The 24,832-nt window shown below is 66.3% G+C and carries 25 protein-coding genes; 13 read left to right on the top strand and 12 right to left on the bottom strand.

The genetic code is table 11. The features are described from left to right. The first annotated feature begins 118 nt into the window (after positions 1–118). The 5 genes from ACSVDO_RS15655 (at position 119) to ACSVDO_RS15635 (ending at position 4,540) form a co-directional block, all read left to right on the top strand. Positions 119–1,198, top strand: a complete 1,080-nt coding sequence (locus ACSVDO_RS15655; protein ID WP_332537933.1) for a TRAP transporter substrate-binding protein — start codon at positions 119–121, stop codon at positions 1,196–1,198. Between the two features lie 144 nt (positions 1,199–1,342). Further along, positions 1,343–2,347, top strand: coding sequence for a Bug family tripartite tricarboxylate transporter substrate binding protein (locus ACSVDO_RS15650; RefSeq protein ID WP_332537934.1), 1,005 nt, complete (start codon positions 1,343–1,345; stop codon positions 2,345–2,347). A 26-nt stretch (positions 2,348–2,373) separates the two neighbouring features. Beyond that, complete coding sequence (locus ACSVDO_RS15645) at positions 2,374–2,976, top strand: amino acid synthesis family protein (RefSeq protein WP_332549494.1); 603 nt, start codon at positions 2,374–2,376, stop codon at positions 2,974–2,976. Next, positions 2,963–3,763 (top strand): alpha/beta fold hydrolase, encoded by an 801-nt coding sequence (locus tag ACSVDO_RS15640; RefSeq protein WP_489593273.1) that lies wholly within the window; start codon positions 2,963–2,965, stop codon positions 3,761–3,763. The genes ACSVDO_RS15645 and ACSVDO_RS15640 overlap by 14 nt, the downstream gene beginning before the upstream one ends. Positions 3,764–3,934: 171 nt before the next feature. Then, complete coding sequence (locus ACSVDO_RS15635; protein WP_489596415.1) at positions 3,935–4,540, top strand: GntR family transcriptional regulator; 606 nt, start codon at positions 3,935–3,937, stop codon at positions 4,538–4,540. Between the two features lie 102 nt (positions 4,541–4,642). Here the strand turns inward: ACSVDO_RS15635 and ACSVDO_RS15630 are convergent, their stop codons facing one another. The 6 genes from ACSVDO_RS15630 to ACSVDO_RS15605 all read right to left on the bottom strand — a co-directional run bounded on the left by ACSVDO_RS15630 (position 4,643) and on the right by ACSVDO_RS15605 (position 9,980). Further along, on the bottom strand, positions 4,643–6,466 hold the full coding sequence (locus ACSVDO_RS15630) for a TRAP transporter large permease (RefSeq protein ID WP_332549491.1): 1,824 nt from the start codon (positions 6,464–6,466) through the stop codon (positions 4,643–4,645). An 18-nt stretch (positions 6,467–6,484) separates the two neighbouring features. Continuing rightward, entirely contained in the window at positions 6,485–7,099 is a 615-nt protein-coding gene (locus ACSVDO_RS15625; protein ID WP_332682286.1) for a TRAP transporter small permease subunit, read from the bottom strand. Between the two features lie 228 nt (positions 7,100–7,327). After that, positions 7,328–7,696: a hypothetical protein gene (locus tag ACSVDO_RS15620; RefSeq protein WP_332537940.1), complete on the bottom strand. Its 369-nt coding sequence runs from the start codon at positions 7,694–7,696 to the stop codon at positions 7,328–7,330. A 36-nt stretch (positions 7,697–7,732) separates the two neighbouring features. Further along, positions 7,733–8,563, bottom strand: a complete 831-nt coding sequence (locus ACSVDO_RS15615) for a LytR/AlgR family response regulator transcription factor (RefSeq protein ID WP_489593270.1) — start codon at positions 8,561–8,563, stop codon at positions 7,733–7,735. After that, on the bottom strand, positions 8,560–9,645 hold the full coding sequence (locus tag ACSVDO_RS15610) for a sensor histidine kinase (RefSeq protein ID WP_489593268.1): 1,086 nt from the start codon (positions 9,643–9,645) through the stop codon (positions 8,560–8,562). The genes ACSVDO_RS15615 and ACSVDO_RS15610 overlap by 4 nt, the downstream gene beginning before the upstream one ends. 35 nt (positions 9,646–9,680) lie before the next feature. After that, positions 9,681–9,980 carry a 2TM domain-containing protein gene (locus ACSVDO_RS15605; RefSeq protein WP_332537943.1) on the bottom strand — a complete coding sequence of 100 codons (300 nt, stop codon included), beginning with the start codon at positions 9,978–9,980 and terminating at the stop codon, positions 9,681–9,683. A gap of 228 nt (positions 9,981–10,208) precedes the next feature. Here ACSVDO_RS15605 and ACSVDO_RS15600 point away from each other — a divergent pair, with 228 nt between their 5' ends. Then, on the top strand, positions 10,209–11,036 hold the full coding sequence (locus tag ACSVDO_RS15600; RefSeq protein WP_332537944.1) for an undecaprenyl-diphosphate phosphatase: 828 nt from the start codon (positions 10,209–10,211) through the stop codon (positions 11,034–11,036). Further along, complete coding sequence (locus tag ACSVDO_RS15595) at positions 11,033–11,338, top strand: hypothetical protein (RefSeq protein ID WP_489593265.1); 306 nt, start codon at positions 11,033–11,035, stop codon at positions 11,336–11,338. Before ACSVDO_RS15600 ends, ACSVDO_RS15595 begins: the two co-directional genes overlap by 4 nt. Here the strand turns inward: ACSVDO_RS15595 and ACSVDO_RS15590 are convergent. Next, positions 11,317–12,096, bottom strand: a complete 780-nt coding sequence (locus ACSVDO_RS15590; RefSeq protein ID WP_489593263.1) for an AraC family transcriptional regulator — start codon at positions 12,094–12,096, stop codon at positions 11,317–11,319. The two genes, ACSVDO_RS15595 and ACSVDO_RS15590, sit on opposite strands and share 22 nt — an antisense overlap. A gap of 84 nt (positions 12,097–12,180) precedes the next feature. Between ACSVDO_RS15590 and ACSVDO_RS15585 the strand changes: the two genes are divergently transcribed. Together ACSVDO_RS15585 and ACSVDO_RS15580 are read left to right on the top strand one after the other, a co-directional pair. Continuing rightward, a complete protein-coding gene (locus ACSVDO_RS15585) occupies positions 12,181–13,362 on the top strand; it encodes an MFS transporter (protein WP_489593261.1) in 1,182 nt (393 codons plus the stop codon). A gap of 70 nt (positions 13,363–13,432) precedes the next feature. Then, a complete protein-coding gene (locus ACSVDO_RS15580; RefSeq protein WP_332537948.1) occupies positions 13,433–14,137 on the top strand; it encodes an SDR family oxidoreductase in 705 nt (234 codons plus the stop codon). Here ACSVDO_RS15580 and ACSVDO_RS15575 read toward each other — a convergent pair. Genes ACSVDO_RS15575 through mutS form a run of 3 tightly spaced genes read right to left on the bottom strand, consistent with a single transcriptional unit; the run spans position 14,134 to position 18,567 of the window. After that, the gene (locus ACSVDO_RS15575; protein WP_489593258.1) at positions 14,134–14,949 is read right to left on the bottom strand and encodes an alpha/beta hydrolase; all 816 of its coding nucleotides are present in this window, start codon (positions 14,947–14,949) and stop codon (positions 14,134–14,136) included. The genes ACSVDO_RS15580 and ACSVDO_RS15575 overlap by 4 nt on opposite strands. A gap of 13 nt (positions 14,950–14,962) precedes the next feature. Then, positions 14,963–15,979: a proteasome-type protease gene (locus ACSVDO_RS15570; RefSeq protein WP_332537950.1), complete on the bottom strand. Its 1,017-nt coding sequence runs from the start codon at positions 15,977–15,979 to the stop codon at positions 14,963–14,965. Further along, the gene (gene mutS, locus ACSVDO_RS15565) at positions 15,976–18,567 is read right to left on the bottom strand and encodes a DNA mismatch repair protein MutS (RefSeq protein ID WP_489596413.1); all 2,592 of its coding nucleotides are present in this window, start codon (positions 18,565–18,567) and stop codon (positions 15,976–15,978) included. The genes ACSVDO_RS15570 and mutS overlap by 4 nt, the downstream gene beginning before the upstream one ends. A gap of 541 nt (positions 18,568–19,108) precedes the next feature. Between mutS and ACSVDO_RS15560 the strand changes: the two genes are divergently transcribed. Further along, complete coding sequence (locus ACSVDO_RS15560; protein ID WP_489593256.1) at positions 19,109–19,657, top strand: DUF2325 domain-containing protein; 549 nt, start codon at positions 19,109–19,111, stop codon at positions 19,655–19,657. A gap of 289 nt (positions 19,658–19,946) precedes the next feature. Further along, a complete protein-coding gene (locus tag ACSVDO_RS15555; RefSeq protein WP_332549648.1) occupies positions 19,947–21,353 on the top strand; it encodes a PAS domain-containing protein in 1,407 nt (468 codons plus the stop codon). 61 nt (positions 21,354–21,414) lie between these two features. On the opposite strand, the gene ACSVDO_RS15550 is transcribed toward ACSVDO_RS15555, so the two are convergent. Then, positions 21,415–22,314, bottom strand: a complete 900-nt coding sequence (locus ACSVDO_RS15550) for an inositol monophosphatase family protein (protein ID WP_489593255.1) — start codon at positions 22,312–22,314, stop codon at positions 21,415–21,417. Positions 22,315–22,504: 190 nt separating this feature from the next. Here ACSVDO_RS15550 and ACSVDO_RS15545 point away from each other — a divergent pair, with 190 nt between their 5' ends. Both ACSVDO_RS15545 and cysE read left to right on the top strand, forming a co-directional pair. Beyond that, on the top strand, positions 22,505–23,278 hold the full coding sequence (locus ACSVDO_RS15545) for an RNA methyltransferase (protein ID WP_332537954.1): 774 nt from the start codon (positions 22,505–22,507) through the stop codon (positions 23,276–23,278). Positions 23,279–23,310: 32 nt separating this feature from the next. Continuing rightward, positions 23,311–24,102 carry a serine O-acetyltransferase gene (gene cysE / locus ACSVDO_RS15540; protein ID WP_332549647.1) on the top strand — a complete coding sequence of 264 codons (792 nt, stop codon included), beginning with the start codon at positions 23,311–23,313 and terminating at the stop codon, positions 24,100–24,102. Positions 24,103–24,108: 6 nt separating this feature from the next. Here the strand turns inward: cysE and ACSVDO_RS15535 are convergent, their stop codons facing one another. Further along, positions 24,109–24,807: a carbonic anhydrase gene (locus ACSVDO_RS15535; protein ID WP_489593252.1), complete on the bottom strand. Its 699-nt coding sequence runs from the start codon at positions 24,805–24,807 to the stop codon at positions 24,109–24,111. Positions 24,808–24,832 lie beyond the last annotated feature (25 nt).

Here is a 24,832-nt window from a genome sequence, read left to right as displayed (position 1 = left end):
TACGCGATCCAGCCCATGGCACGAAACCGGTATCAGGACTGTCCAAGCCCTGGCCGGTTTTTTTTCGCCCTGCCGCCGCTGCAGGCGCGCAGGCTCGGTATCACACAGGAGACACAAATTGGATCGTCGTTCCATCTTGAAAAATGCCGGCATTGCCGGTGTTCTGGCGGCCGGGGCCGCGCCCGCCGTGCATGCACAACCCGTGGTGCGCTGGCGCATCGCCTCGAGTTTCCCCAAGTCCCTGGACACCATCTACGGTTCGGCCGAAGTGTTTGCCCGCGCGGTCAAGGAAATGACCGGGGGCAAGTTTGACGTCACCGTACACGCGGCCGGCGAGCTGATGCCGGCCTTTGGCGTGGTCGACGGCGTGCAAAACGGCACCGTCGAAGTCGCGCACACCGCGCCTTACTATTTCTTCGGCAAGAATGAAGCGTTTGCCATTGGCGGAGCGATTCCCTTCGGCATGAATTCGCGCCAGCTCACGGCCTGGATGGTCGACGGCAACGGCCAGAAGCTGATGCGCGAGTTCTACGCCAAGTTCAACATCGTCAATTTCCTGGGCGGCAATACGGGCGCGCAGATGGGTGGCTGGTTCCGCAAGGAAGTGAAGTCGCCGGCCGACATCAAGGGCCTGAAGTTCCGCGTGGGCGGCTTTGCGGGCCGGGTGATCGAGCGCATGGGCGGCGTGCCGCAGAACATCCCCGGCGGTGAAATCTACCAATCGCTGGAAAAGGGCACGATCGATGCGGCCGAGTGGATTGGACCCTATGACGATCTGAAGCTGGGCTTCAACAAGGTCGCTCCCTACTACTACTACCCCGGCTGGTGGGAAGGCAGTCTGAACCTCGAGTTCTATGTGAACCAGAAGGCCCTGGCCGCGCTGACGCCCGAGTACCGTGGCATTGTCCAGGCCGCGGCCCACGAGGCCCATGTGATCACGCAGGGCCGCTATGACGCGCGCAATCCCGGTGCGCTCAAGCAACTGGTGGCCGCCAAGGCCAAGGTGCTGCCGTTCCCGCAAAGCGTCATGGATGCATCGTTCAAGGCAACCATGGAACTCTACGCCGAGCTCGACAAGAGCAATCCCGAGTGGAAGAAGATCTACGCCGACTACCGCAACTTCCAGCGCGACCAGATCCTCTGGTTCCGCTTTGCCGAGTCGCGTTTCGACAACTACATGGCGGCCCAGAAGCTCTGACCGCAGCATTCCGTTCTCACCCCTAAGCCAGGCCCTGCCTGGCTTTTTTTCGCCTTCGAGCCCGGGAAAACACCAACGATATTTGGCTTTTCTTTGACTTGTATGTTGGTATACCATCTGACAAAAGATACTAAGGAGACAGCTGTGAATGGATTGCATGGTGCTTTGAAGAATCGTTGTCTGCGCTTCACGCGCCGGGCAATCCTTGTGGGCGCGGTGGCGGCTGCTGCCGGCAGCGCCTGGGCGGTCTATCCCGACAAGCCCATCATCCTGATCGTGCCGTTTGCGCCCGGCGGCAGCTCGGACATCATCGCGCGCACCATTGCGCCCGAGCTGTCAGCCAGGCTGGGCCAGTCCATCGTGGTCGAAAACACCGCGGGTGCGGGCGGCGTGCTGGGCATGACGCGCGCCGTGCGCTCCCCGGCCGACGGCTACAGCCTGCTGCTGGGTTCGGGCTCGGAAGTGCTGATCAACAAGCTGATCAACCCGGCGCTGCAGTTCGACGGTCTGAAAGACTTGAAGCCCGTGGTGTTCGTCGGCACGGGTCCGATGGTGCTGGTCGGCAAGAAGGCCTTGCCGCCCAATACGGTGGCCGAACTCATCAGCTACGCCAAGGATGAAAAGAACGTGCTGAACTTCGCATCGGCCGGCAACGGCACGCCCATGCATGTGGCCGGCGAACTGTTCAATCTCAAGGCCGGCACCAGGATCTCCCATATCCCGTACCGCGGCGCCTCGCCGGCGCTGGTCGATGTGATGGGCGGGCAGATCGAGCTGGGGATTTCCACGCTGACCGCGGCCCAATCGTTCATCAAGGCCGGAAAGATCAAGGCCTACGGCGTGCTCGGCCGCGAGAAATCGCCGCTGGCGCCCGACATTCCGGCCATAGGCCAGGTACCCGGTCTCGAAGCCGTGGATCTGGGCGTGTGGTTCGGCCTGTTCGTGCCGACCAGGACGCCGGCCGATGTGACCAGCAAGCTGGAAACCGCGGCGCGCGCGGTGATGGCCAATCCCGAGATCGTCAAGAAGCTCGCCGAGCAGGGCGTGATCGCCTCGGGCGAGTCGGCCGGCAAGCTCAACAGCTTCATGGCGCAGGAAGTCGAAAAGTACCGCGCGGTCATCAAGGCCGCGGACATCAAGCCACAGTAACCGTGCATTCCATCAGAGAGAAGACCATGACCGATCTGCAGAACATTGGCGTACGCAAAATCGTCGCCTATACCGAGGAAAGCCTGATCGAAGGCGGCAAGGCCTGCGCCACGCCGCTGCAACTGTTCGGCGTTGCCGCCGTGCTGCGCAACCCCTGGGCCGGCCGCGCGTTCGAGGAAAACCTGACGCCCGAAATCATGCGCATCGCACCCGTGCTGGGCAAGGCGCTGACCGACCGCATCGTGGCGCTCGCGGGCTCGGCCGCGGCCATCGAGGCCTATGGCAAGGCCGCCGTGGTCGGCATAGACGGCGAAGTCGAACACGCTTCGGCGCTGATCCACACGCTGCATTTCGGCAACTTCTACCGCAAGGCCGTGGGCGCCAAGAGCTATCTGAGCTTCACCAATGTGCGCGGCGGCCCGAACTGCTCGCTGGCGATTCCCATGATGCACAAGGACGATGAAGGCAAGCGCTCGCACTATCTGACGCTGCAGTTCGCGATCAACGATGCGCCGGGCCCGAACGAGATCGTGGTGGCGCTGGGCGCATCGGTCGGCGGCCGTCCGCACCATCGCATCGGCGACCGTTACCAGGATCTCGCGGCGCTGGGCTCCAATGAAACTGTCTGAGCCAAGCTGCGCCTTCGACGGCACGGCCTATCGGAGCCGGGGCGCGGGTGAAACCATTGTTCTGATCCATGGCGTGGGCATGGACCAGCGCAGCTGGCAGCCGCAGATCGAAGCGCTGTCGCAAGCCCACCGCGTGCTGACCTACGACATGCTGGGCCATGGCGAAAGCCGGCTGCCGGCCGAGGGCGTGCAGCTCGCGGATTTCGCCGATCAGCTGCTGCGCCTGCTCGACCATCTGCAGATTGCCCGGGCCCATGTCGTGGGCCATTCCATGGGGGCGCTGGTGGCCATCGAGTTCGCGCTGCGCCACCCCGGGCGCTGCCAGCGCCTGATGGCCTTGAACGCGGTGTTCCAGCGCTCGCCCGCGCAGCGCGCAGCGGTCCTGGAGCGCGCGCGCACCTTGCAAAGCGAAGGCGTCGCGGCCACGGTCGACTCGACCATTGCACGCTGGTTCGGCACGCCCGTGCCCGCGCACCTGCATGCGATCGCGGCCTTGACGACCGACATCCTGGCCGACGTGAATGCGCTGGGCTATGCACGCGCCTACGGACTGTTTGCGGCCTCGGACGAAGTCCATGCGCAGCAGCTGCCGCAGCTGGCCATGCCCGCGCTGTTCATGACCGGCGAAGGCGACCCGAACTCCAGCCCGGCGATGTCGCAGGCCATGGCCGCGCTTGCGCCCCAGGGCCGGGCCGAGATCGTTCCGGGCGCGCGCCATATGATGAATCTGACCGATGCCGATGCGGTCAATGCACGGCTTCTGCGGTTCATCAGCGCCGCTGCGTGAGGCGTTGTTGGTGTCTGTTACAGGTACTAGAATGCCGCTTGGCTGGCCGCACATTCAAGCCCTTTGCCACGGCGCTCTGAACCAGGAACCCCCTCTGTGCTTGAATCACTTTCTCCCTCGCTCAAAGTGGACCGGTCGGCCAAGACCTTGCGCGAGCTGACGCTGGAGAAAATGCACGAGGCCATCTTCGGCGGCTATTTTCCGCCGGGCGACAGGCTGGTGGAGCGCAAGCTCTGCGAGTTGCTGGGTGTGAGCCGTTCCGTGATCCGCGAAGTGCTGCGCCAGCTCGAGTCCGAAGGCCTGGTCGAGACCATAGCCCATCAGGGGCCGGTGGTTGCCACGGTGGATGTCGACCGCGCGCGCCAGATCTATGATCTGCGCGCGCTGCTTGAAGGACAGGCCGCGCGCCTGTGCGCCGAGCGCGCCTCGGACGAGACGCTGCAGGAACTCGCGCGGCTGAATGCGAGCATCCAGCAGGCGTTCGAGCGCGATGAATTCGCGCTGGTGATGGAGCGCACCACGGCCTTCTACCGGCGCATGTTCCTGGGCAGCGGCCTGGACGTCGCCTGGGAGATGGTGCAGTCGCTGAACGCGCGCATCAACCGCCTGCGCGCCATGACCATCAGCTCGGCCGAGCGCAAGTCCGCGACGGGGCAGGAAATGGCGGCGCTGGTCGACGCGCTGCTGCGTCGCGACGCCGACGCCGCCGAGAAGGCGTCGCGCAGCCATATCCAGAAGGCCGCCGAAATCGCGATCAGCAAGCTTTCGCGCAGCTGATACGCAGCTGATACGCAGCTGATACGCAGCTGATACGCAGCCCATGTAAAAAGCCCCTGCAGGCGAACCGGCAGGGGCTTGGGGGCAGGGTGCAGGCCTGGCTTATTCCTTCTTGCCTTCGCGCTCCAGCGCTTCCTGCATGGCCTTGAGGGCGTCGTTGTCGCTGCCCGCAGCGTCGGCAGCGGGTGCATCTGCCGCAGGCGCGTCGGGCGCCGCTGCGTCGGCAGGCGCGGCGCCTCCGGGCATGTTCAGGCTCGGGTCCTCGAAGTCCATTGCGGGCGGCATGCTGGCTTCCATTTCCAGGCGCACCTTGTCGAGGTCGTATTCGACCTTTTCATCGAGGCCGCTGGAGACAATGCCCGGGAAGATGATGATCAGCGCGACCATCACCAGCTGGATCACCAGGAACGGAATCGCGCCTGCGTAGATCTGCATGGTGGTCACTGGCTCGACCATCTTCTTGGTGACCTTGTCGACATAGGCCTTGGTGGGCGCGACGCTGCGCAGGAAGAACAGCGCAAAGCCGAACGGCGGGTGCATGAACGAAGTCTGCATGTTGACCGCGAGCAGCACGCCGAACCAGACCAGGTCGATGCCCAGCTTGTCGGCCACGGGAGCCAGCAGCGGCACGATGATGAACGACAGCTCGAAGAAGTCCAGGAAGAAGGCCAGGAAGAAGACCATCACGTTGACGACGATCAGGAAGCCCAGCTGGCCGCCCGGCAGACCGGCCAGCAGATGCTCGACCCACAGCGGTCCGTCCACGCCCTGGAAGGTCAGGCCGAACATGGTCGCGCCGATCAGGATGAACAGCACGAAGCACGACAGCTTGGTGGTCGACATCAGCGCCTGGCGCAGCAGCGCCATGTTCAGACGCCCGCGCAGCATGGCCATCACCATCGCGCCCAGCGCGCCCATGGCGCCGCCTTCGGTGGGCGTTGCCACGCCCAGGAAGATGGTGCCCAGCACCAGGAAGATCAGCAGCAGCGGCGGGATCAGCACAAAGGTCACGCGTTCGGCGACCTTGGACAGCAGGCCCAGGCGCGTGATGCGATTGAACGAGGCGGCGATGAATGCCAGCGCCACGCCAAAGCACATCGAGACGACGATGGTCTCGTCGAGCGCGACCTTTTCCACCGCTTCGCCGGTCCACCACGTGTGCAGGTCTGCCATGTGCTGGCCGACATAGATCGACGCGCCCACGCACAGCACGGTGAGCACCAGCAGCGAAGGCATGCCCGACTTGCCGTTGTCATCGCGCAGCGTGCGCGCTTCGGGCGGCAGTGCGGGCACCATGTGCGGCTTGAAGATCGCCAGGGCGATGATGAACAGCGCGTAGAAGCCGGTCAGCATCAGGCCGGGAATGAACGCGCCCTTGTACATGTCGCCGACGCTGCGGCCCAGCTGGTCGGCCAGGATGATCAGCACCAGCGATGGCGGAATGATCTGGGCCAGCGTTCCCGAGGCCGCAATCACGCCCGAGGCAATGCGTCGGTCGTAGCCATAGCGCATCATGATGGGCAGCGATATCAGGCCCATGGAGATCACCGAGGCCGCGACCACACCCGTGGTTGCGGCCAGCAGCGCGCCGACGAAGATCACCGCCAGAGCCACGCCGCCGCGCACCGGGCCGAACAGCTGGCCCACGGTGTCGAGCAGATCTTCGGCCATGCCGCTGCGTTCAAGTATCAATCCCATGAGGGTGAAGAACGGGATCGCCAGCAGCGTGTCGTTCTGCATGATGCCGTAGATGCGCAGCGGCAGGGCCTGCAGCAGCGCTTCGGGCAGCACGCCCAGCTCGACGCCGATGAAGGCAAAGAACATTCCGCAGGCGCCGAGGCTGAACGCGACCGGAAAGCCCAGGAGAAGAAAACAGATCAGGCCCGCGAACATGATCGGGGCCAGGTTGTGGGTCAGGAATTCCATGAAAAGTGTCTCCTGCGCTCAAGCGTTGGGCTTCTTGCTTGGGCCCTTGGAGGCTTCGGCCAGGTTACGGATGGCTTCCGCCAGGTCTTCTTCGGCCGTCTTCTCGACTTTCTTGGCGGTCGGGTCGTCGATCAGGCCTTGCAGGAAAGCAATGCGTTTGATGAGCTCGGACCAGCCCTGCAGCAGCAGCAGGCCAAAGCCCAGCGGCATCATCAGATAGACGGGCCAGCGGATCAGTCCACCGGCGTTGCTCGACATTTCGCCGGTCTGGAACGCCTGCCAGAAGAACGGAATGCCCAGCCACAGAACGGCCAGGCTCATGGGCGTGAGAAACAAGGCGAAGCCGAAGATATCGATCCAGATCTGCTTGCGCTTGGACAGGCGGCTGGCGATCACGTCGACCTTGACATGCTCGCCCTGCAGCAGGGTATAGCCTGCTGCGAGCAGAAAGGATGCAGCGAACAGATACCACTGCACTTCGAGAAAGGCGTTGGAACTGGTGTTGAACACCTTGCGCACCACTGCGTTCACGCCGCTGATGACGGTGGAGGCAAGAATGAGCCAGATGATGTATTTGCCGACCTGGGTGTTAAGCCAGTCGACCCCTCTCGAAAATTTGAGTAAAGCCTGCATGGTGTCTCCAATCAAAAGGCCGTTTGTCTTGCCGGGCCGGCCACGGGTAGGAGGCTTCCGGTGATTTTTTGCAAGCACCGATTTTAAAGAGCAGATGCAGGAAAATTACTACGTTCAATATAGGACTTTTACTATATTTTTAGTGCATATATTGCTATTGATTTGGTAGCAATAGGGGTTTACCTTGGTCGGGTAAATTGTCGTTTTTTTGACGTTTTTACGCCATTTTCAGTCGATGCCGAAACGGCTGCGCAAGGCGTCGCTGAAGGCCGCGCTGGCGCTGAGCGTGAGCCCCAGCGTGGTGCGCTGTCCCGTTGCCTGTGCCGCGGCAAGCTGCAGCCGGCCCGTGGATTCGTCATAGCGCACGTTCAGGGGCGCGCCGTCCTCTTGCTGCGCATGCAGGTCGAAATCCCAGTCGCCGCCTTCTTCTATCGGTCCGCGCCGGCCGGCGAACGCGCGGCTGGCCCAGCGCAGCAGCTGCTCGACTTCGGTGGTCAACGCGGGCAGGCGCTCGGTCGTGACGCTGGCCAGCGCGTCCCAGGTGGCCGTGCCTTCGTCGTCTTCGCTGTAGTCAAAATCCAGATAGTCCAGTGCCATGTGCGTTCCGCGAAAAAGCCGACATTGTGGCGCCGGCTACATGGCCTTGAAGCGGTGGGCATAGAGCCGGCTCACGCTCAGCCGCTCCGCGCGGCCGCGCAGCTGCAGCTGCAGGCGCCCGGATTCGTCGCGCAGCGCCGCGCGAATCGCGCTGGCGCGCACCAGCGTGCTGCGGTGTATCTGCCAGAACACTTCGGGGTCGAGCTGGTCGCAAAGTTCCTTGAGCGGCGTGCGTATCAGGTACTCGCGTTCGGCCGTGAGAACGCGTACGTACTTGTCGGCGGCTTCGAAGCAGAGCACTTCGTCCACGGGCACCAGATCTATATGCGCGCCCGCGCCGGCCTGAATTACCGTGAGCCGCGCGGCCGGTGCCGGGGGCGTGCTCGGCGCCTGCAGCAGCTGGCGCAGTTGGGCCAGGGTGCGCTCCAGGTCCTGCGGCGCGGCCGTGTTGCGGCTGGACGCGCGCTGCGCAAGCAGGCGCTGCAGCCGGGCTACCGTGGTCTGCAGACGCTGCGCCTGCACGGGCTTGAGCAGATAGTCGACCGCCTGGGCTTCGAATGCCTGGACCGCGTACTGATCGTAGGCCGTGACCAGCACCAGCGCGGGAAAGTGCAAGCCGCCTTCTTGGGCATGGGGCCAGGCATCTGCCAGTTCGGCCGCGGCTTCGAGCCCGCTCAGACCGGGCATGCGGATGTCGAAGAACAGCACGTCGGGCTGCAGCTCCAGTGCCTGGCGCACGGCACTCAGGCCGTCGCCCACGCTGGCAACGATCTCGAGTCCGGGCCAGGCGCGCGCCAGCGCCTGCTCCAGCGCCTGGCGCAGCAGGGGTTCGTCTTCGGCGATCAGCGCGCGCGCCGGGGATGTCATTGCGGGTTCTCCAGATGCAGCGGCAGCACCACGCTGCAGCGCGTTCCGCCTTCGGCGCGGGCTTGCAGCAGCAGCCCGGCCTGGTCGCCGTAGAGCGTCAGCAGGCGCTCGCGCACCTGCGCCAGGCCGAAATGCCGTGGCGCCGGACCGTTGGCGAAATCCTGCGCCGCCAGGCCCGCGCCGTTGTCCAGTACCTCGAGCCGCAACCGGCCATCCGGCGTTGCGCAGGCGCGCACCACGATTTCGCCGCCCGCGATCTGCGGCTCCAGGCCGTGGCGTATCGCGTTCTCGACCAGGGGCTGCAGCAGCAGGGCCGGCACGGCTGCGGGCGCGAGTTCGGCCGGCAGCTCCAATTGGTAGCGCAGGCGTGCGCCCATGCGCACCGCCATCAGTTCGAGGTAGTCGTGCAGGCGCGCGAATTCGGTGCGCAGCGCATGCTGCGGCGCGCGCGCGCCGTCCAGCGTGGCGCGCAGATAGGCGATGAAGTGGTCGAGCATGGCCTCGGCGCGCGGCGCGTCGCTGGCAATCAGCACGCGCAGGTTGGCCAGGGTGTTGAACACCATGTGCGGCTCGAGCTGGGCTTCGAGCAGCTTGAGCCGGGCTTCGGCGGTGTCGCGCTGGCTCTGGACGATGGCGCGCTGCAGTTCCTGCGCCTTGCCGCGGTGAAACAGCACCAGGCACATGGCGATGCTGATCGCCGCAGTGAGCGCCAGCGTGGTCAGGCCCGCGGCGCTGGTCAGCGCCTGGGTCAGCGAGAACGGCTGCTCATCGCCGCGGTAGAGCCGGCCCATGGCGCCGCCCAGCAGCGCGCCGGCGGCGATGCCCGCAACCACCAGCGCCGGGCCGCGCCAGCCCGCAGGCCAGGGGATGGGCTGGCGGCGCGTGAGCAGCAGCCGGCCCAGGTCGATCACCAGCCAGCTGATCAGGCCCACGCACAGCGAGTAGACCAGTTGCGCGTCCCACGCGCCCTGGCCCGTGGCCTGCAGCGCGAGCGCGGTCAGGCAGCACAGCACGGCCGTGCACAGGCCGTGCAGGCCGAAGGTCCGCGCATTGAAATGCGGCATCAATGGGGCGATGGACATGGTCGGTGGCATTGTCGCGCATCGCTGCGCACGGCTCAGCCCTGACGCTGGCGCTGCAGCAGCCGGCGCTCGCGTGCCAGCAGGCGGTCATGCAGGCTGCCGCCGGGCAGGTGGAGCCAGACGACAGCGCCATGGATCAGCAGACCCAGGCCCCAGCCCAGCGCGGGGTAGACGGCCCAATGCCGACCCTGCTGCGCCGACAGTGCGGCCAGCAGCAGGTTGACCAGCACATAGACCGTGGCGTGAATCGCCCAGCCCATCTTCATGCCCGCGCGCCGGCGCGCCAGGCGCTCGAGCGCGTCTTCGTTCATTGCAGGGGAGGTGGAAAAGGTCATGGCAGGGCTCCGTTCGGTGAAAGCGATGGCATGACTGTGCGCGCCGGCCGGCGCTGCCGCCAGCGCCCTGCGACGGAATGCAGATGCATGGCGCGGAATGACAAAAAACAGGCGCCAATCGGAATCAGGATCCGATAGAGGAAATCTCTTGTTACGCGCCTGCAGCGCGGGCATTTTGCGGCGCGCGTCCATAATCTCAGGCTTTCAACCGCCAAACAGGACATTTCCGTGGATATCGTATTGCTGGTCAAGGCCGCCATCATGGGCGTGGTCGAAGGCCTGACCGAGTTCTTGCCCATTTCATCGACGGGTCACCTGATTCTGGCGGGCGCCCTGCTGGGCTTCGAAGGCGAGAAAGCCAAGGTGTTCGACATCGCCATCCAGACCGGCGCGATCTTCGCGGTGATCCTGGTCTATTGGCAGAAGATACGCAGCACCGTGGTCGAGCTGCCGACCAGCGCCCACGCGCGGCGCTTCGCGCTCAATGTATTCATCGGCTTCCTGCCTGCCGTGGTGCTGGCGCTGGCCTTCGGCAAGCTGATCCAGGCCCATCTGTTCACGCCCATGGTGGTCGCGACCACGTTCATACTGGGCGGTTTCGTGATCCTCTGGGCCGAGCGCCGCCCGAACGCCTCGGTGCGCGTGCATTCGGTGGATGACATGACGCCCATGGACGCGCTCAAGGTCGGCCTGGCGCAATGCCTGGCCATGGTGCCGGGCACCAGCCGCAGCGGCGCGACCATCATCGGCGGCATGCTGCTGGGCCTGTCGCGCAAGGCGGCGACCGATTTCTCGTTCTTCCTGGCCATGCCCACGCTGATTGGCGCGGGCGTCTACAGCCTCTACAAGCAGCGCGCGCTGCTGACCGCGGCCGACATTCCGATGTTTGCCGTGGGCCTGCTGTTCTCGTTCATCAGCGCCTGGTTCTGCGTGCGCTGGCTGCTGCGCTACATCTCCAGCAACAGCTTCGTGCCGTTTGCCTGGTACCGCATCGTGTTCGGCATCATCGTGCTGGTCACGGCCTGGACCGGAGTGATCGCCTGGCACGGCGAATGAGCGCTGGCGAGTTCCATCGCCTGACGCGCAACGCCACTGCCGATGTCGTGGCGTTCGCGCGCTGCGTCGCGCAAACGGAGTTTCTGTTCGACCACGCCAGCGATGCGGATGCGCTGGCGCAATATCGGGCGGCCTGGCTTGACGCCGAAATCCTCAATGCGCTGGCGCTCGAGCGCTGGGACAGCGATGGCCGACCCGCGGACTGGAGCGCTGTGTGGCGCGCCGAATTCGCGCGCGATGCGGCCCACACTGTCGTGGCGCTGCAGGCGGTGGTCGCACTTCATTTCAAGCCCGCGAAGTAGCGCCCGGGCGGCTGCCCCAATGCTTTCTTGAACATGGTGATGAACGCGGTCACGGAGTCGTAGCCCAGATTGCCCGCGACCTGCTGCACGGTCGCGCCCTCGGACAGCTGGCGCAGCGCAACGAGGATGTGCAGCTGCTGGCGCCAGCGGCCGAAGGTGAGCCCGGTTTCCTGCGCCACCAGCCGCGCAAGCGAGCGCTCGCTCATCGCCAGGCGCTGGGCCCACTGTGCAAGGGAAGTGCGGTCCGATGGGTCCTTGGTCAGGCAGCGGGCCATGCGGCGTATCTTTGCATGGTCCGACACCGGCAGATAAAGCTGCTCCACGGGCGCAGTCACCAGCAGTTCCAGCAGCAAGGCTTCGACCCGCGCGCTGCCGGCTTCCCCCGCGGCCGCAAGATGCAGGATCAGCTCGCGCAGCAGCGCGCTGATGGCCAGCGTGCAGCATTGTTCGGGCATGCGCGCTGCGGCCGGCTCTATGAACAGAAAGCAGATGCGCGCGTTGTCGGTCGCGCGGTTGCTGTGCGGCATGCCGCCGGGAATCCAGACGCCGTGCTGGGGCGGCACCATCCACATGCCCTGGGGCACTTCGCAGGTCACGCTGCCGTGCAAGGCCAGCACCAGCTGGCCCTTGCGATGGCGGTGAATCGGCTGCTCGGCGTCGTTCTGCGAGATTTCCACATGCAGGCCCACGGCCGGCCGGGTGTCGAGGTCGGCGTCATAGCTGCACAGCAGGCGCGAAAGGGAGGCGTGATTTGTCATGATTTAGCGATCATCTGTCTTTTCTTCTATATTCAAGCACGACCGGGCTTCGTACAGTAAGGCTTAGTACTTCGAGCCTTAGCGATGACCACTCTGACGAAACAGCGATCCGCGCGCCACGCGGTGCTTCTTGCCGGCACCCTGCTGGTCGCCGCCAACCTGCGCGTTCCCGCCACCGGCCTGCCGCCGCTGCTCGGGCCCATCACCGAGCACTTCGGCCTGAGCACCACGGCCGCGGGAGCGCTGACGACGCTGCCGCTGCTGGCCTTTGCGCTGCTGTCGCCGTTCGCCGCGGCAATTGCGCGCCGCCTGGGGCTGGAGCGCACGCTGCTGTGCGCCATGGCGACGATAGCGCTGGGCATAGGCCTGCGCTCCAGCGGCTGGGAATGGACTTTGTATCTGGGAACCTGGATTCTCGGCATGGGCATTGCGGTGGGCAATGTGCTGCTGCCCGGCCTGGTCAAGCGCGACTTTCCCGACAACGTGGCGGCGATCACCGGCGCCTATGTGCTCTCCATGGGAGTGGTAGCCGCCCTGGGCTCGGCCGTGGCCGTGCCGCTGGCAGATGCCTACGGCTGGCAGGCCGCGCTCGCGGGCTTCGTGCTCGTGCCGCTGGCGGCGATGGCGGTCTGGGCAACGCAGTGGCGCAGCGCCAGGGTGCCGGCACCTGCAGACGCGCGCGCGCAGCCGCCGGTGCCCATCTGGCGCTCCGCGCTGGCCTGGCAGATCACGTTCTATCTGGGCCTGAACTCGACGATTTACTACGTGGCGATAGGCTGGCTGCCGTCCATCCTGGCAGAGTCGGGCATCTCGGCCCAGCAGGCCGGAACGCTGCACGGCGTGCTGCAGCTGGCTTCGGCGATTCCCGGCCTGGTGCTCGGGCCCATCGTGCGGCGCATGACCGATCAGCGCCTGGCCGCGGCGCTGGCCGCGGCAATGTCGACCCTTGCGTTGCTGGGCTTCTGGCTGCTGCCTTCGCTTTCCTGGCTGTGGTCCGTGCTGTTCGGCATGGGCACGGGCGCGACGTTCATTCTGGGCCTGACCTTCGTTGCGCTGCGTACCCGGGATGTAGCGCAGTCGACCGCGCTGTCGGGAATGTCGCAAAGCGTGGGCTATCTGCTGGCGGCGGTGGCACCCATGGCCATGGGCGCGCTGCATGACAGGCTCGGGGGCTGGCAGGTTCCGCTGCTGGTCTGCGCGGCCCTCGCGGCGGCGGCCGTGGCCATGGGCGTGCTTGCCGGGCGCAATCTGCGCATCGGTGCCTGAAGGCTGGGCAGCGTCCCTATGATGACGGTCCATGCCCGCAGCGGGCAGGCAATTCAATCAAGGAGAATTCATGGCAGCAGAAAAAGTGGCACTGATCACCGCCGGCGGTTCCGGCATGGGCGCGGCCACGGCGAAGAAGCTGGCGCAGGACGGCTACCGCGTCGCGATCCTGTCGTCTTCGGGCAAGGGCGAAGCCCTTGCCAATGAGCTCGGCGGCGTGGGCGTCACGGGTTCCAACCAGTCCACCGAAGACCTGCAGCGCCTGGTCGATCTGGCGATGCAGCGCTGGGGCCGCATCGATGCGCTGGTGAATTCCGCCGGCCACGGCCCGCGCGCACCGATTCTCGACATCACCGATGAAGACTGGCACAAGGGCATGGAAGTCTATTTTCTCAACGCCGTGCGGCCCGCGCGCCTGGTCGTGCCCATCATGGAGAAGCAGGGCGGCGGCGCCATCGTCAACATTTCCACGGCCTGGGCGTTCGAGCCTGTCGATACCTTCCCCACATCGGCGGTGTTTCGCGCGGGCCTGGCGAGCTTCACCAAGATCTTCACCGACCGCTACGGCGCCAAGAACATCCGCATGAACAATGTGCTGCCGGGCTGGATAGACAGCCTGCCGCAGACGGATGCGCGCCGCGAGACCGTGCCCATGGCGCGCTACGGCAAGGCCGAGGAAATCGCCGCGACCGTGGCGTTTCTGCTGTCCGACGGTGCGGGCTACATCACGGGACAGAACATCCGCGTCGACGGCGGGCTGTCGCGTTCCGTTTAAGCGCTGCCCAGCGACACCAGATTGAGCAGTGACGCCTCGATCGCCGCGGCCGTGGCTTCGGGGCGTTCCATCGGGAACAGATGGCTGCCGTCGAGAATCATGCTGCGGCCCTGCGTGATGCGCAGCGTCATGTCCATGCCCACCTGCTTCATTTCCTGGGAGCTGCGCCCGCCGATGAAGGCTGCGAGGCAGCGCAGCGGATGGCGGCGCAGCAGCGCGTCGAGGTTGTGCGGCAAGGTGTTGTAGATTGCGGTCTCGACTTCGCGCTCGAAGGCCAGCATGCGCTTGCCGTCGTGGTCCTTGAGGCAGCGCGTCACGTAGTCGTGCAGCACGTCGGGGTGCCAATGCGCAAAGGCCTTCTTGGTGCGGAAATATTCCAGCGCCTCGTCGTCGTTGGCCCAATGGTTGCGCCGGCGCTGGCTGATCTTTCCCGGCGAGACCGAGCCCACGAGCTGGGTGCGCTTGGCCATGCCCAGGGCATTGGCGCGCCAGCCGCTGATCAGCGGCGAGTCGATCAGCAGCACGCCGCGCGCGAGTTCGGGGTGCAGCGCCGCGGCCATCACGCTGAGGAAACCGCCCAGCGAATGCCCGACGAAGAACACCGGCTCGCCGCGCCGCTCGACCTCGGCGCGCGCGAAGTCGGCCAGCTGCTGCACCAGATGCGGCCAGTTGTTGCTGACGGGGTAGCGCGGGTCATGGCCGAAGCTGTCGACGGCCCGCGTCTCGCAGCCGCGCTTGCGCAGCAGCGAGAACAGCAGGCGGTAGGTGGCGGCTGGAAAGCTGTTGGCGTGGGAAAAGACGATGGGCAGCATGGGACGGCTGCGCTCAGGGCGTGGAAGTGTCTTCGTCGTCCTGGGCGTCGGGCGCCTTGGCCGGCGGATTCGCGGGGTCGGCTTCGCCGGCCATCAGATGGTCGGGGTGCACGGGAGCGATGGGCAGGTGCGCGGGCGCGCGCAGCGACGAAGCCGCGGAGTAGGCGCCGGCCTGGCGCAGGCCCGCGGGCGCAGCGGGTGCGGGCTGGGCCGCGACGATGGCCGGCGTGATCTTGTGCAGCGGGTGGCAGCGCCGGCTCGCGACACGGATCGGCGCATTGGTCGCGCCGCCGTCCCAAGCCGGGTCCTCTATGCTGTCGAACACATGGCGCAGGCGTTCGCCCCAGTTGTCGTGCAGCAGCCGGTAGTAGGGGTTGGTCTCGTCGATGCAGACGATCTTGTCGCTGGAGAACTGGTCGGCCTCGTAGACGATCAGGTCCAGCGGCAGGCCGACCGACAGGTTGGACTTGATGGTGCTGTCCATCGAGACCAGCGCGCACTTGGCGGCTTCGTCCAGCGGCGTCTGCGGCGTGATCACGCGGTCGAGCACGGGCTTGCCGTACTTTGATTCGCCGACCTGGAAGTAGGGCGTCTCGTGCGTGGCTTCTATGAAGTTGCCGGCCGAGTACACCTGGAACAGTCGCATGCCTTCGCCGCGGATCTGGCCGCCCAGCACCAGCGAGACGTTGAAGTCCAGGCCGGCGCGCTTGAGCGCCACGCCGTCGCGGTCATAGACATGGCGCACGGCCGCGCCCAGGATGCGCGCGGCATCGAACATGCTGCGCGCGTTCCAGATGGTCAGCATTTCGCCGGTATGTTCGTCGCGCAGCTGCTGCAGTTGCAGGATTTCGCGCACCGACTGGGAAATCGACAGATTTCCGGCCGACAGCAAGACCATGAAGCGGTCGCCCGGCGACTCGTAGACCATCATCTTGCGAAAAGAGCTGATGTGGTCGAGTCCGGCATTGGTACGCGAGTCGGCCAGAAACACCAACCCCGCGTCTAGTTTGATGGCTACACAGTAGGTCATGGCTTTTGAGCGAGTCCTTGAAGAGCGTACAAAATATCGAGGGCCTCACGCGGGCTCAGCGTATCGAGTTCCAGGCCCAGCAGGCGTTGCTGCAGCAGACTGACTTCGGCGTGGGGTTCGGGCGCTTGCGGCGCGGCGAACAGATCCACCTGACGCCGGTCTTCGCCGGCGCGCTCTTCCAGCGCTGCCAGCGTATGTCTCGCATGGTAGAGCACTGCGGTGGGCATTCCCGCAAGTTTAGCCACCTGGATACCGTAGCTTCTACTGGCAGGCCCGGGCTGTATTTCATGTAGAAACACAATGTCACTTCCTGATTCAGTTGCGCCCACGTGCACATTCACCGCCTGGCGCGCTTTCGCCGGCAGGTCGGTGAGCTCGAAGTAGTGGGTGGCGAACAGCGTGAACGCGCGCGTCTTGTCGTGCAGATGGCTGGCGATGCCGCTGGCCAGCGCCAGGCCGTCGAAGGTGCTGGTGCCGCGGCCGATCTCGTCCATCAGCACCAGGCTGTGCGGCGTCGCCGCATGCAGGATCTGCGCGGCCTCGGTCATCTCGAGCATGAAGGTCGACTGGGCGTTGGCCAAGTCGTCGGCCGCGCCAATGCGCGTGTGGATGGCGTCTATGGGCCCCAGACGGCAGGCCGTGGCCGGCACATGGCTGCCCATGCTGGCCAGCAGCACGATCAGCGCCACCTGGCGCATATAGGTCGACTTGCCGCCCATGTTGGGGCCGGTGATGATCTGCATGCGCGCATTGGCGTTCATGCGCGTGTGGTTGGCAATGAAGGCACCGCTGGAGGTTTCGGCCAGGCGTGCTTCGACCACGGGGTGGCGGCCGCCTTCGATCTCGATGCAGGGCTGGCTGACGAACTCGGGCGCGCACCACTGCAGCGTGAGCGAGCGTTCGGCCAGCGTGCACAGCAGATCGAGCGTGGCCAGCGCGCCGGCGACCCGAGTCAGGCCCGGCACATGGGGCTGGAGCTGGTCGAGAATCTGCTCATAGAGCCACTTCTCGCGCGCCAGCGCGCGCTCGTTGGCCGATAGCGCCTTGTCCTCGAAGTTCTTGAGTTCGGGCGTGATGAAGCGCTCGGCGTTCTTGAGCGTCTGGCGGCGGCGGTAGTCGTCGGGCACGCGGTCCAGATAGCTGGTCGTGACTTCGATATAGAAGCCATGCACCTTGTTGAACTGCACGCGCAGATTGGGAATGCCGCTGCGCGCCTTCTCGCGCGTCTCGAGGTCGAGCAGAAAGCTGTCGCAATTCGTCTGGATGGCGCGCAGCTCATCAAGCTCGGCGTCGAAGCCGCCCGCTATCACGCCGCCGTCGCGCACCAGCGCCGCGGGCTCTTCCAGCAGCGCGGCCAGCAGCAGCGCTTCGCAGCCCGCGGGCGGCAGGGTGTCGGCAAAGACCTGGTTCAGATAGGCGGACGGCGAGGCGCCGGTCGCGGACAGCAGCTGGGCCTTGGCCAGCGTCCTGGCCAGTGCCACCAGTTCGCGCGGGCGCACCTGGCGCAGCGCGATGCGGGCGGTGATGCGCTCGACATCGCTCACGCCCTTGAGTTCGGCGCGCAGCATCTGCCAGGGCGCGGTGCCCGAGCCCTGGCTGCCGCGCAGCACGTCGGTGGCCTGGAGGCGCTCGCGCGCGGCGCTGCGGTCGCGCCTGGGCTCCAGCATCCAGTTCTTGAGCAGGCGGCTGCCCATTCCGGTCTGGCAGGTGTCCAGCAGCGAGAACAGCGTGGGGCTGTCTTCGCCGCGCAGCGTCTTGAGCAGCTCGAGGTTGCGGCGCGTGGCCGGCGGCAGGTCGATCAGCTCGTCGTCGCGCTGCACCTGCACGCTGTGCAGGTGGGTCAGCGTGCGCCCCTGGGTGTGCTCGGCATAGGACAGCAGCGCGGCCGAGGCCGCATGCGCCAGGCCCAGGCCCTCGGCGTTCCAGGCCAGCAGGCTGGCCGCGCCCAGCTGCTCGAGCAGCTTGCGCTCGCCCAGCGCCTGGTCGAACTGCCAGTCGGGCCGCGGGCTCAGCGGGCAGGCGAGGCTGCCGCTCTGGCGCAGGCTGTGCAGCTGCTTCTCGAAACGCTCGGTCACGCCCGCGCTGTAGATCACTTCGCTGGGCGCGATGCGCACCAGCCAGTCGCCGAGTTCCTCGGGCGTGCATTCGGCCAGGTGCACCCGGCCCTGGGTCACGCTGAGCCAGGCCAGGCCGCAGCGGTTGCGCGCGCCCGCATGCACGGCCAGCAGCATGGCTTCGCTCTTGTCGGACAGCAGCGCCGCATCGGTCAGCGTGCCCGGCGTGACGACGCGCACCACCTTGCGCTCGACCGGTCCCTTGTTCGCACCGACTTCGCCGACCTGCTCGCAGATGGCCACCGACTCGCCCATCTTGATCAGCCGCGCCAGGTAGTTCTCCAGCGCGTGGAAAGGCACGCCGCACATGGGAATCGGCTGGCCGCCCGACTGGCCGCGCTGCGTCAGCGTGATGTCGAGCAGCCGCGTGGCCTTCTCGGCATCGGCGTAGAACAGCTCGTAGAAGTCGCCCATGCGGTAGAACACCAGCGTGTCGGGGTACCCGGCCTTGAGACCCAGGTATTGCTGCATCATGGGCGTGTGCGCGGAAAGCGGCGTGCTGGCCAGCCCCTGTTCGGCTTCGGTATTCTCGATAATCACTTTTGAATCAATAACTTAGGTTGGCTGCTGGAATGGCGTGCAGCCCGGCAATTTCGGGGGCAGGTGGCGCAGATTGCTGCAATCTACGCGCAGTCGCAAAAAATCCTCTGGGGAAAACCGGCAAGGCGCAGTGCGTGCCGGTGGCATTCCCGGCGCGGCAGGCGAGGCCGTGCGGGTGAAGAGCACATTATTGTCGATGACGCGGCTGTGCTGTGTCCGGCGCCAAGTGCCACACCCAGCGCGTGGACTTAGACTGCGCCGGCGTGAGCCACCGCCGCATTGCGCACGCGTCGGACAAGTGATTTGAATGAGAATAAGTCTCAATTGATATACACTGCGGCCTATCCTGTAAAGCGCTTCCCGCAGGGGACGAATCAGGGCTAGACCGCCGCACGATGGCCTGGCATCCAGGTCTTTCCCGGCATTCCATTTCCTGCGGCCCGCGTGCCGCGACCGCACTCTGCCGAGGCCGACCATGCACCTTGCCGCGCACGAAATCCCGCAACTCATCAGCGAGTACCACGCGTTGATGCGCCACTTCGGCAAGGCGCAGACGCGCTGCGACGCGCTGGTGCGCGCCCAGGCCGCGGAAATCGCGCGCCTGCAGGGCGAAGCCATGCGGCTGCGCGCGGCCGTGATCGTGCGCGACACCGCGCTGTCCTGGGAGCGTTCACAGCGCATGGATGCGGTGCGCGTCCTCATGCAGAACATGGCGCTCGAGCGCCTGCAATGGCAGCTGCGCGATCACCGCGCGCCGGCCGAGACCGGCGCGGTTGCGCTGCCCGGCCTGAGCTCCGATGCCGGGGCCGATGACCTCGAGGCCAGCTTCGAGGCCGCCGACCTGGTGATCTGCCAGACCGGCTGCCTGAGCCACGGCGCCTACTGGCGCGTGCAGGACCATTGCCGGCGCACCGGCAAGACCTGCGTGCTGGTCGAGCAATCCACGGCCGCGAGCATCACCGGTTTCGCGCCGCCGGCGCAGTCCGAGAGCGCGATCGAGTGGCTGGCCGCGCCTGCCGCATGAGCCCCGCGGCACCCCTGCACCGGGGCTGCTCGTTTGTCTTTCAGGGGTAACCCTCGCCAGGGTTGTTAGTATCTGCCAGCGGAAACGCGGCTTGGTGTCACCACATCAGCGCGCGGACCAGGCAGAAAACGGGCGCTACAAGTCCGTCTGCCGATCGGCATATAACAACGAAATGCTGGATCGTGGCGGCCATGAGCCGGCCGCGGTGCACAGAGGCAAGAGGGCTGGCATGCAGGATCAGAGTGAACGAACACGGGCAATGGCGGCTTGGCGCCAGGGCCTGAATGCCATGGCGGGTTGGCTCCCGGGAGGGCCTGCGCCCCGGCGCGAAGGCTCGCGCCTGCGCGAGCTGCTGGGGCTTACGCTCGCTGCCGGCGTGGGCGCGCTGCTCGCGGTGCAGGCGGTGACGCTGTGGCGCCTGGACGATCGCGCCCAGCAGCGCGAACGCATTCTCGACGAGACGCGCCAGGCGCTGCTGGCGCAGACGCTGCAAAGCGTCACGCTGTCGGGCGCGGTCGCGGTCGGCCTGGCCGACCCGGCGATCAAGGATCTCGCGCGCGGCCTCGATGTGCCGCCCGAAGTGGTGCAGCTGCATTTCGCGCAGTTGCGCATGCGCCTGCCCGTGCTCAGCGTGCATGTGATGGACCGCGACGGCCGCAGCATGGCCCAGGACGACAGTGAGCGCGTGTCGCCCGCACGGCTGCAGGCTTTCCTGCCTTATTTCCGCCAGGCCATGCTGGGCCGGCCCAGCGTGTTCGCGGCGCTGGAGGCGGGCACGCATGCACGCAACCTGTTCTATGTCGCCCCCGTGCGTTCCGGCGAATCGATCGATTCACCCGTGCTGGGCGTGGTGGTGCTCAAGACCGACGCCGCGGCGCTCGATGCCGTGCTCAATCGCAACGACCTGACCACCTTGCTGCTCGATCCGCATGGCGTGGCGTTTTCCTCCACGCGGCCCGACTGGCGCTATGCGATGACCGCGCCGCTGACGCAGCAGCGCATCGACGCCGTGCGCCAGAGCGGGCTGTTCGGCGGGCATTTCGAAAATGGCGTGGCGTCGGCCCTGCCGTTCGCCGAAGACAGCGTGGAAGTGCGCGTCGATGGCGCGCGCCATCTGGTCGACCGGCGTGCGCTCAACTGGAACGACCCCGAAGGCGCGTGGGAGCTGGTGGCGCTGGACAACGTGAGCGTGCTGATGACCTGGCGCGACCGCTGGTGGGTGGCCTCGGTGTCGTTCACGCTGCTGATGCTGGCGGGCGCGATGGTGCTGCGCCTGCGTACGCTGGGCCGCTGCCTGCGCGCGGTGCAGGAGCGCCATGACGTGCTGCGCGAGGCGCTGCGCGTGAGCCCCATGGCCGCGGTGCTCACGGATGCCGACGGCCGCATCATCTGGGCGAATTCACGCTATGAACAGGAAAGCGGCCACGCTCTGGCTGCGCTGCGCGGCAACAAGCCATCGATCGTCGCCAGCGGGCAGACGCCGCAGGCGACCTATCGCGACCTGTGGTCCACGCTGATGGCCGGCCAGCGCTGGGAAGGCCGGCTGGTCAACCGCGACAGCGCGGGCCGGCTGCACGAGGAACTGGTGCAGATCATGCCGGTGTTCGACCGCTGTGGCAGGCGCATTGCGATTGTGGGCTGGCACCAGCGGCTGGGCAGCGTGGCGTCGGTGGCGCCGGCCTTGCCCGCGCCCTGAGCCGGGGCGCAGACGAAAAAAAGCCGCCTGGCAAGGCGGCTTTTTCTTTGCGGCGCTGAAATCAGGCCTGGTCGTCCGCGGGAGCGGCTTCTTCAGCGGCGGGCTCGCCGTCTTCGGCCAGGGCCTGGCGCACGCCGGCCTTTTCGCCTGCGCCGGCAAACTTGCTGTACTTGCCCAGCAGCGTGACCAGGTTGCCGTAGACGCGGGGGTTGCCGGCCATGCATTCGCGCTGCTCGAGGAAGTCGGCTTCACCGGTGTAGTTGCCGACCAGACCACCGGCTTCGGTGATCAGCAGCGAGCCCGCGGCCACGTCCCAGATGCTCAGGCCGTTGTGGAAGAAGCCGTCGCTGAAGCCCGCAGCGACATAGGCCATGTCCAGCGCAGCCGAGCCCGACTGGCGCACGCCCGCGACGCGCGGCATGACGTCGGTGACCATGGCCATGAAGGCCTTGAAGTTGTCGCCCTGGCGGAACGGGAAGCCCGTGCCGATCAGGCAGTCGCGCATCTGCGCGCGCTTGCTCACGCGGATGCGGCGGTCGTTGAGGAACGCACCGCGGCCGCGCGTGGCGGTGAACAGGTTGTTGCGCGAAGGATCGTAGACCACGGCGTGCTCGATCTTGCCCTTGACGGCCAGAGCGATGCTCACGCAGTACACGGGCAGGCCGTGGATGAAGTTGGTCGTGCCGTCGAGCGGGTCGATGATCCAGACGAAGTCGGAATCCTTGGCACCGAATTCCTGGCCGGTTTCCTCGGCGAGGATGCCGTGGCCGGGGTAGGCGGTCAGCAGCGTTTCGATGATGGCTTTTTCGGCCGCCTGGTCGGTCTCGGTCACAAAGTCGTTGACCTGCTTCTGTGCGATGCGCACGGATTCCACGTCAAGAGCCGCGCGGTTGATGAGGGCGCCGGCGGCGCGTGCGGCTTTGATAGCCACGTTGAGCATGGGATGCAGGGTAGACGACATAGATTGTGAGCGTTGGCGCCGCGCTGCAAAAAGGCAGCGCAACACGCGGGTAAGAACAGGGGAAGGCCGGCCTCGGCGATGCGGGCGGCGACAATGGCTGGCGATTTTACCCGGCCTGCCCGATTTCTGCTGCGCTTTGTGCTGCAACCTTTGGCATCTGCCGCCTTTTGCCAACGCTTTTGTGAATGCCATGAAGACCCGATTCGTCCTGATCCAGACCAGCCATGCCGGCAATGTGGGTGCTGCCGCCCGCGCCATGAAGACCATGGGCTTCGACGACCTGGTGCTGGTTGCGCCGCGCTGGGCCAACGTGCTGCGGCGCGAGGAGACCATACAGCGCGCCAGTGGCGCGCTCGATGTGCTGGCCCAGGCGCGCATCGTCGAGACGCTGGACGAGGCGCTCGACGGCATGAGCCACCTGTGCGCCACGGCAATGACGCCGCGCGACTTCGGCCCGCCCACGCGCGCGCCGCGCCAGCACCTGGAGATGCTGGTCCAGGGCAAGCTGCGCCCCGCATCTGCCGCGCCCGAAACCCCGGCCGCCCCGGAAACCGGCGTGGCCTTTCTGTTTGGCTGCGAGCGCTTCGGCATGGCCAACGAAGATGTGTACCGCTGCGACGTGGCGCTGTCGATTCCCTCGAATCCGCAATTCGGCTCGCTCAATCTCGGTGCGGCAATCCAGCTGATCGCCTATGAATGGCGCCAGGCGCTGGGCGGCTTCGCGCTCGAGAACGCCGCGCCCGCGCAGCTGCCCGACCGCGCCGATGCGGCCCAGGTGGGCGGCATGCTCACGCATTGGGAGCAGGCGCTCACGCACATCGGCTTCCTCGATCCCGCGGCGCCCAAGAAGCTCATGCCGCGGCTGAACCAGATGTTCAATCGCGCGCAACTGAGCCCCGAAGAAATCCACATCCTGCGCGGTGTCGCCAAAGCCATGCTGCAAAGCACGCCGCCAAACCGCTAGACTGACCGACTTCCCACTAATTTCTCCCCGCGATGCTCGCACGCCTGCGCTCCGATATCCAGTGCATTCTCGACCGTGATCCTGCGGCACGCAGCACCTGGGAAGTGGTGACCTGTTACCCCGGCCTGCACGCCATCTGGCTGCAGCGGCCCGCGCACTGGTGCTGGACCCATGACCTGCAATGGCTGGGTCGTTTCATCTCGCACATGGGGCGCTGGCTCACGGGCATTGAGATCCATCCCGGTGCGGTGATAGGCGAGCGCGTGTTCATCGACCACGGCATGGGCGTGGTGATAGGCGAGACCGCGGTGGTGGGCGACGGCTGCACCATCTACCACGGCGTGACGCTGGGCGGCACGTCGCTGTACAAGGGCGTCAAGCGCCACCCCACGCTGGGCCGCGATGTCGTGGTGAGCGCCGGCGCCAAGGTGCTTGGCGGCTTCGAAGTCGGCGACGGCGCGAAGATCGGCAGCAATGCCGTGGTCATCAAGCCCGTGCCGGCCGGCGCCACGGCCGTGGGCATTCCCGCTCGCATCCTGCCGTCCAAGGCCGGTCAGAGCGCCGATGTCATAGACCACGACGCGCCCGCGGCCGCGCCGCGCGCGTTTACGGCCTATGGCGTGACCCAGGAAGACGACCCCATCTCTCAGGCCATGCGCGGACTGAGCGAAGGCGCGGCCGGCCACGAGCAGCAGATCGCGCTGCTGTGGCAGGCGATAGAGAAACTCTCGGCCCAGACCAAGACCGACGACTGCGTGCCCTGCGAATCGGAGCGGCCGCAGAAGTTCGAGAAGGACAAGATCGACCAGTTGATGGGCAAGTAGGCCGCGTCAGAGCCATTCGACGCGTCCGCTGTCCAGGTCGTAGCGTGCGGCCACGATGCGCACCTTGCCGTCGGCAACGCCCTGGGCGATCGATGCGCTGCGCGTCGCAATCACCTGCGCCGTGCGGCGCGCGTTTTCGCGCACCGCGTTGTCGAGAAAATCGCCGGGCTGGTCCGCCACCGCGCGTGCCGCGGGAACGATGGCCGCGACCAGCGGCGCGATGAAGCCGGAATAACGCGCCTTGCCTTGCACCACGGCGCAGGCCGCAGCCACCGCGCCGCAGCGCTCATGGCCCAGCACCACGACCAGTGGAATGCCCAGCACGCAGCAGCCGTATTCAATGGTGCCCAGCGTGGCGGCATCGGGCATATGGCCCGCATTGCGCGCGACAAACAGCTGGCCCAGGCCCAGGCCGCCGAACAGCAATTCGGGGGGCACGCGGCTGTCGGCGCAGGAGACGATGGCGGCCCACGGTGCCTGGTGGGTCGCGAGCTGCTCCCTTTGCTCAGACAGCCGGGCCGCGCACAGCGAGGGGGCTTGGACGAACTGCGCATTGCCGGCCTGCAGTCGCGCCAGCGCTTCGTCCGGAGCCAGGGCGGGCGCAGGCTGCAGGTCTGCAGCCTGTAATGGGCCGCTGAACAGGCTGGCCGCCGCAAGCGTCAGAAAAGCGCGCCGACGCGCGCTGCGATCGCATACTTCACACATGTCATTCCCATAAAGGAAGGTGAGT

Source organism: Comamonas sp. DB36 (assembly GCF_057914905.1).
This window is presented reverse-complemented; position numbering and strand designations above follow the sequence as displayed.

What these genes read in the sequence shown, in the direction of transcription:
- ACSVDO_RS15630 (WP_332549491.1), bottom strand. Translation starts at nt 6,466, where the DNA reads ATGGAATTCCTGACCCACAACCTGGCCCCGATCATGTTCGCGGGCCTG.
- ACSVDO_RS15550 (WP_489593255.1), bottom strand. Translation starts at nt 22,314, where the DNA reads ATGTCGTCTACCCTGCATCCCATGCTCAACGTGGCTATCAAAGCCGCA.
- ACSVDO_RS15580 (WP_332537948.1), top strand. Translation starts at nt 13,433, where the DNA reads ATGGCAGCAGAAAAAGTGGCACTGATCACCGCCGGCGGTTCCGGCATG.
- ACSVDO_RS15615 (WP_489593270.1), bottom strand. Translation starts at nt 8,563, where the DNA reads ATGACATCCCCGGCGCGCGCGCTGATCGCCGAAGACGAACCCCTGCTG.
- ACSVDO_RS15560 (WP_489593256.1), top strand. Translation starts at nt 19,109, where the DNA reads ATGCACCTTGCCGCGCACGAAATCCCGCAACTCATCAGCGAGTACCAC.
- ACSVDO_RS15640 (WP_489593273.1), top strand. Translation starts at nt 2,963, where the DNA reads ATGAAACTGTCTGAGCCAAGCTGCGCCTTCGACGGCACGGCCTATCGG.
- ACSVDO_RS15625 (WP_332682286.1), bottom strand. Translation starts at nt 7,099, where the DNA reads ATGCAGGCTTTACTCAAATTTTCGAGAGGGGTCGACTGGCTTAACACC.
- ACSVDO_RS15585 (WP_489593261.1), top strand. Translation starts at nt 12,181, where the DNA reads ATGACCACTCTGACGAAACAGCGATCCGCGCGCCACGCGGTGCTTCTT.
- mutS (WP_489596413.1), bottom strand. Translation starts at nt 18,567, where the DNA reads ATGATGCAGCAATACCTGGGTCTCAAGGCCGGGTACCCCGACACGCTG.
- cysE (WP_332549647.1), top strand. Translation starts at nt 23,311, where the DNA reads ATGCTCGCACGCCTGCGCTCCGATATCCAGTGCATTCTCGACCGTGAT.
- ACSVDO_RS15645 (WP_332549494.1), top strand. Translation starts at nt 2,374, where the DNA reads ATGACCGATCTGCAGAACATTGGCGTACGCAAAATCGTCGCCTATACC.
- ACSVDO_RS15620 (WP_332537940.1), bottom strand. Translation starts at nt 7,696, where the DNA reads ATGGCACTGGACTATCTGGATTTTGACTACAGCGAAGACGACGAAGGC.
- ACSVDO_RS15575 (WP_489593258.1), bottom strand. Translation starts at nt 14,949, where the DNA reads ATGCTGCCCATCGTCTTTTCCCACGCCAACAGCTTTCCAGCCGCCACC.
- ACSVDO_RS15635 (WP_489596415.1), top strand. Translation starts at nt 3,935, where the DNA reads ATGCACGAGGCCATCTTCGGCGGCTATTTTCCGCCGGGCGACAGGCTG.
- ACSVDO_RS15595 (WP_489593265.1), top strand. Translation starts at nt 11,033, where the DNA reads ATGAGCGCTGGCGAGTTCCATCGCCTGACGCGCAACGCCACTGCCGAT.
- ACSVDO_RS15570 (WP_332537950.1), bottom strand. Translation starts at nt 15,979, where the DNA reads ATGACCTACTGTGTAGCCATCAAACTAGACGCGGGGTTGGTGTTTCTG.
- ACSVDO_RS15610 (WP_489593268.1), bottom strand. Translation starts at nt 9,645, where the DNA reads ATGTCCATCGCCCCATTGATGCCGCATTTCAATGCGCGGACCTTCGGC.
- ACSVDO_RS15605 (WP_332537943.1), bottom strand. Translation starts at nt 9,980, where the DNA reads ATGACCTTTTCCACCTCCCCTGCAATGAACGAAGACGCGCTCGAGCGC.
- ACSVDO_RS15555 (WP_332549648.1), top strand. Translation starts at nt 19,947, where the DNA reads ATGGCGGGTTGGCTCCCGGGAGGGCCTGCGCCCCGGCGCGAAGGCTCG.
- ACSVDO_RS15535 (WP_489593252.1), bottom strand. Translation starts at nt 24,807, where the DNA reads ATGTGTGAAGTATGCGATCGCAGCGCGCGTCGGCGCGCTTTTCTGACG.
- ACSVDO_RS15590 (WP_489593263.1), bottom strand. Translation starts at nt 12,096, where the DNA reads ATGACAAATCACGCCTCCCTTTCGCGCCTGCTGTGCAGCTATGACGCC.
- ACSVDO_RS15545 (WP_332537954.1), top strand. Translation starts at nt 22,505, where the DNA reads ATGAAGACCCGATTCGTCCTGATCCAGACCAGCCATGCCGGCAATGTG.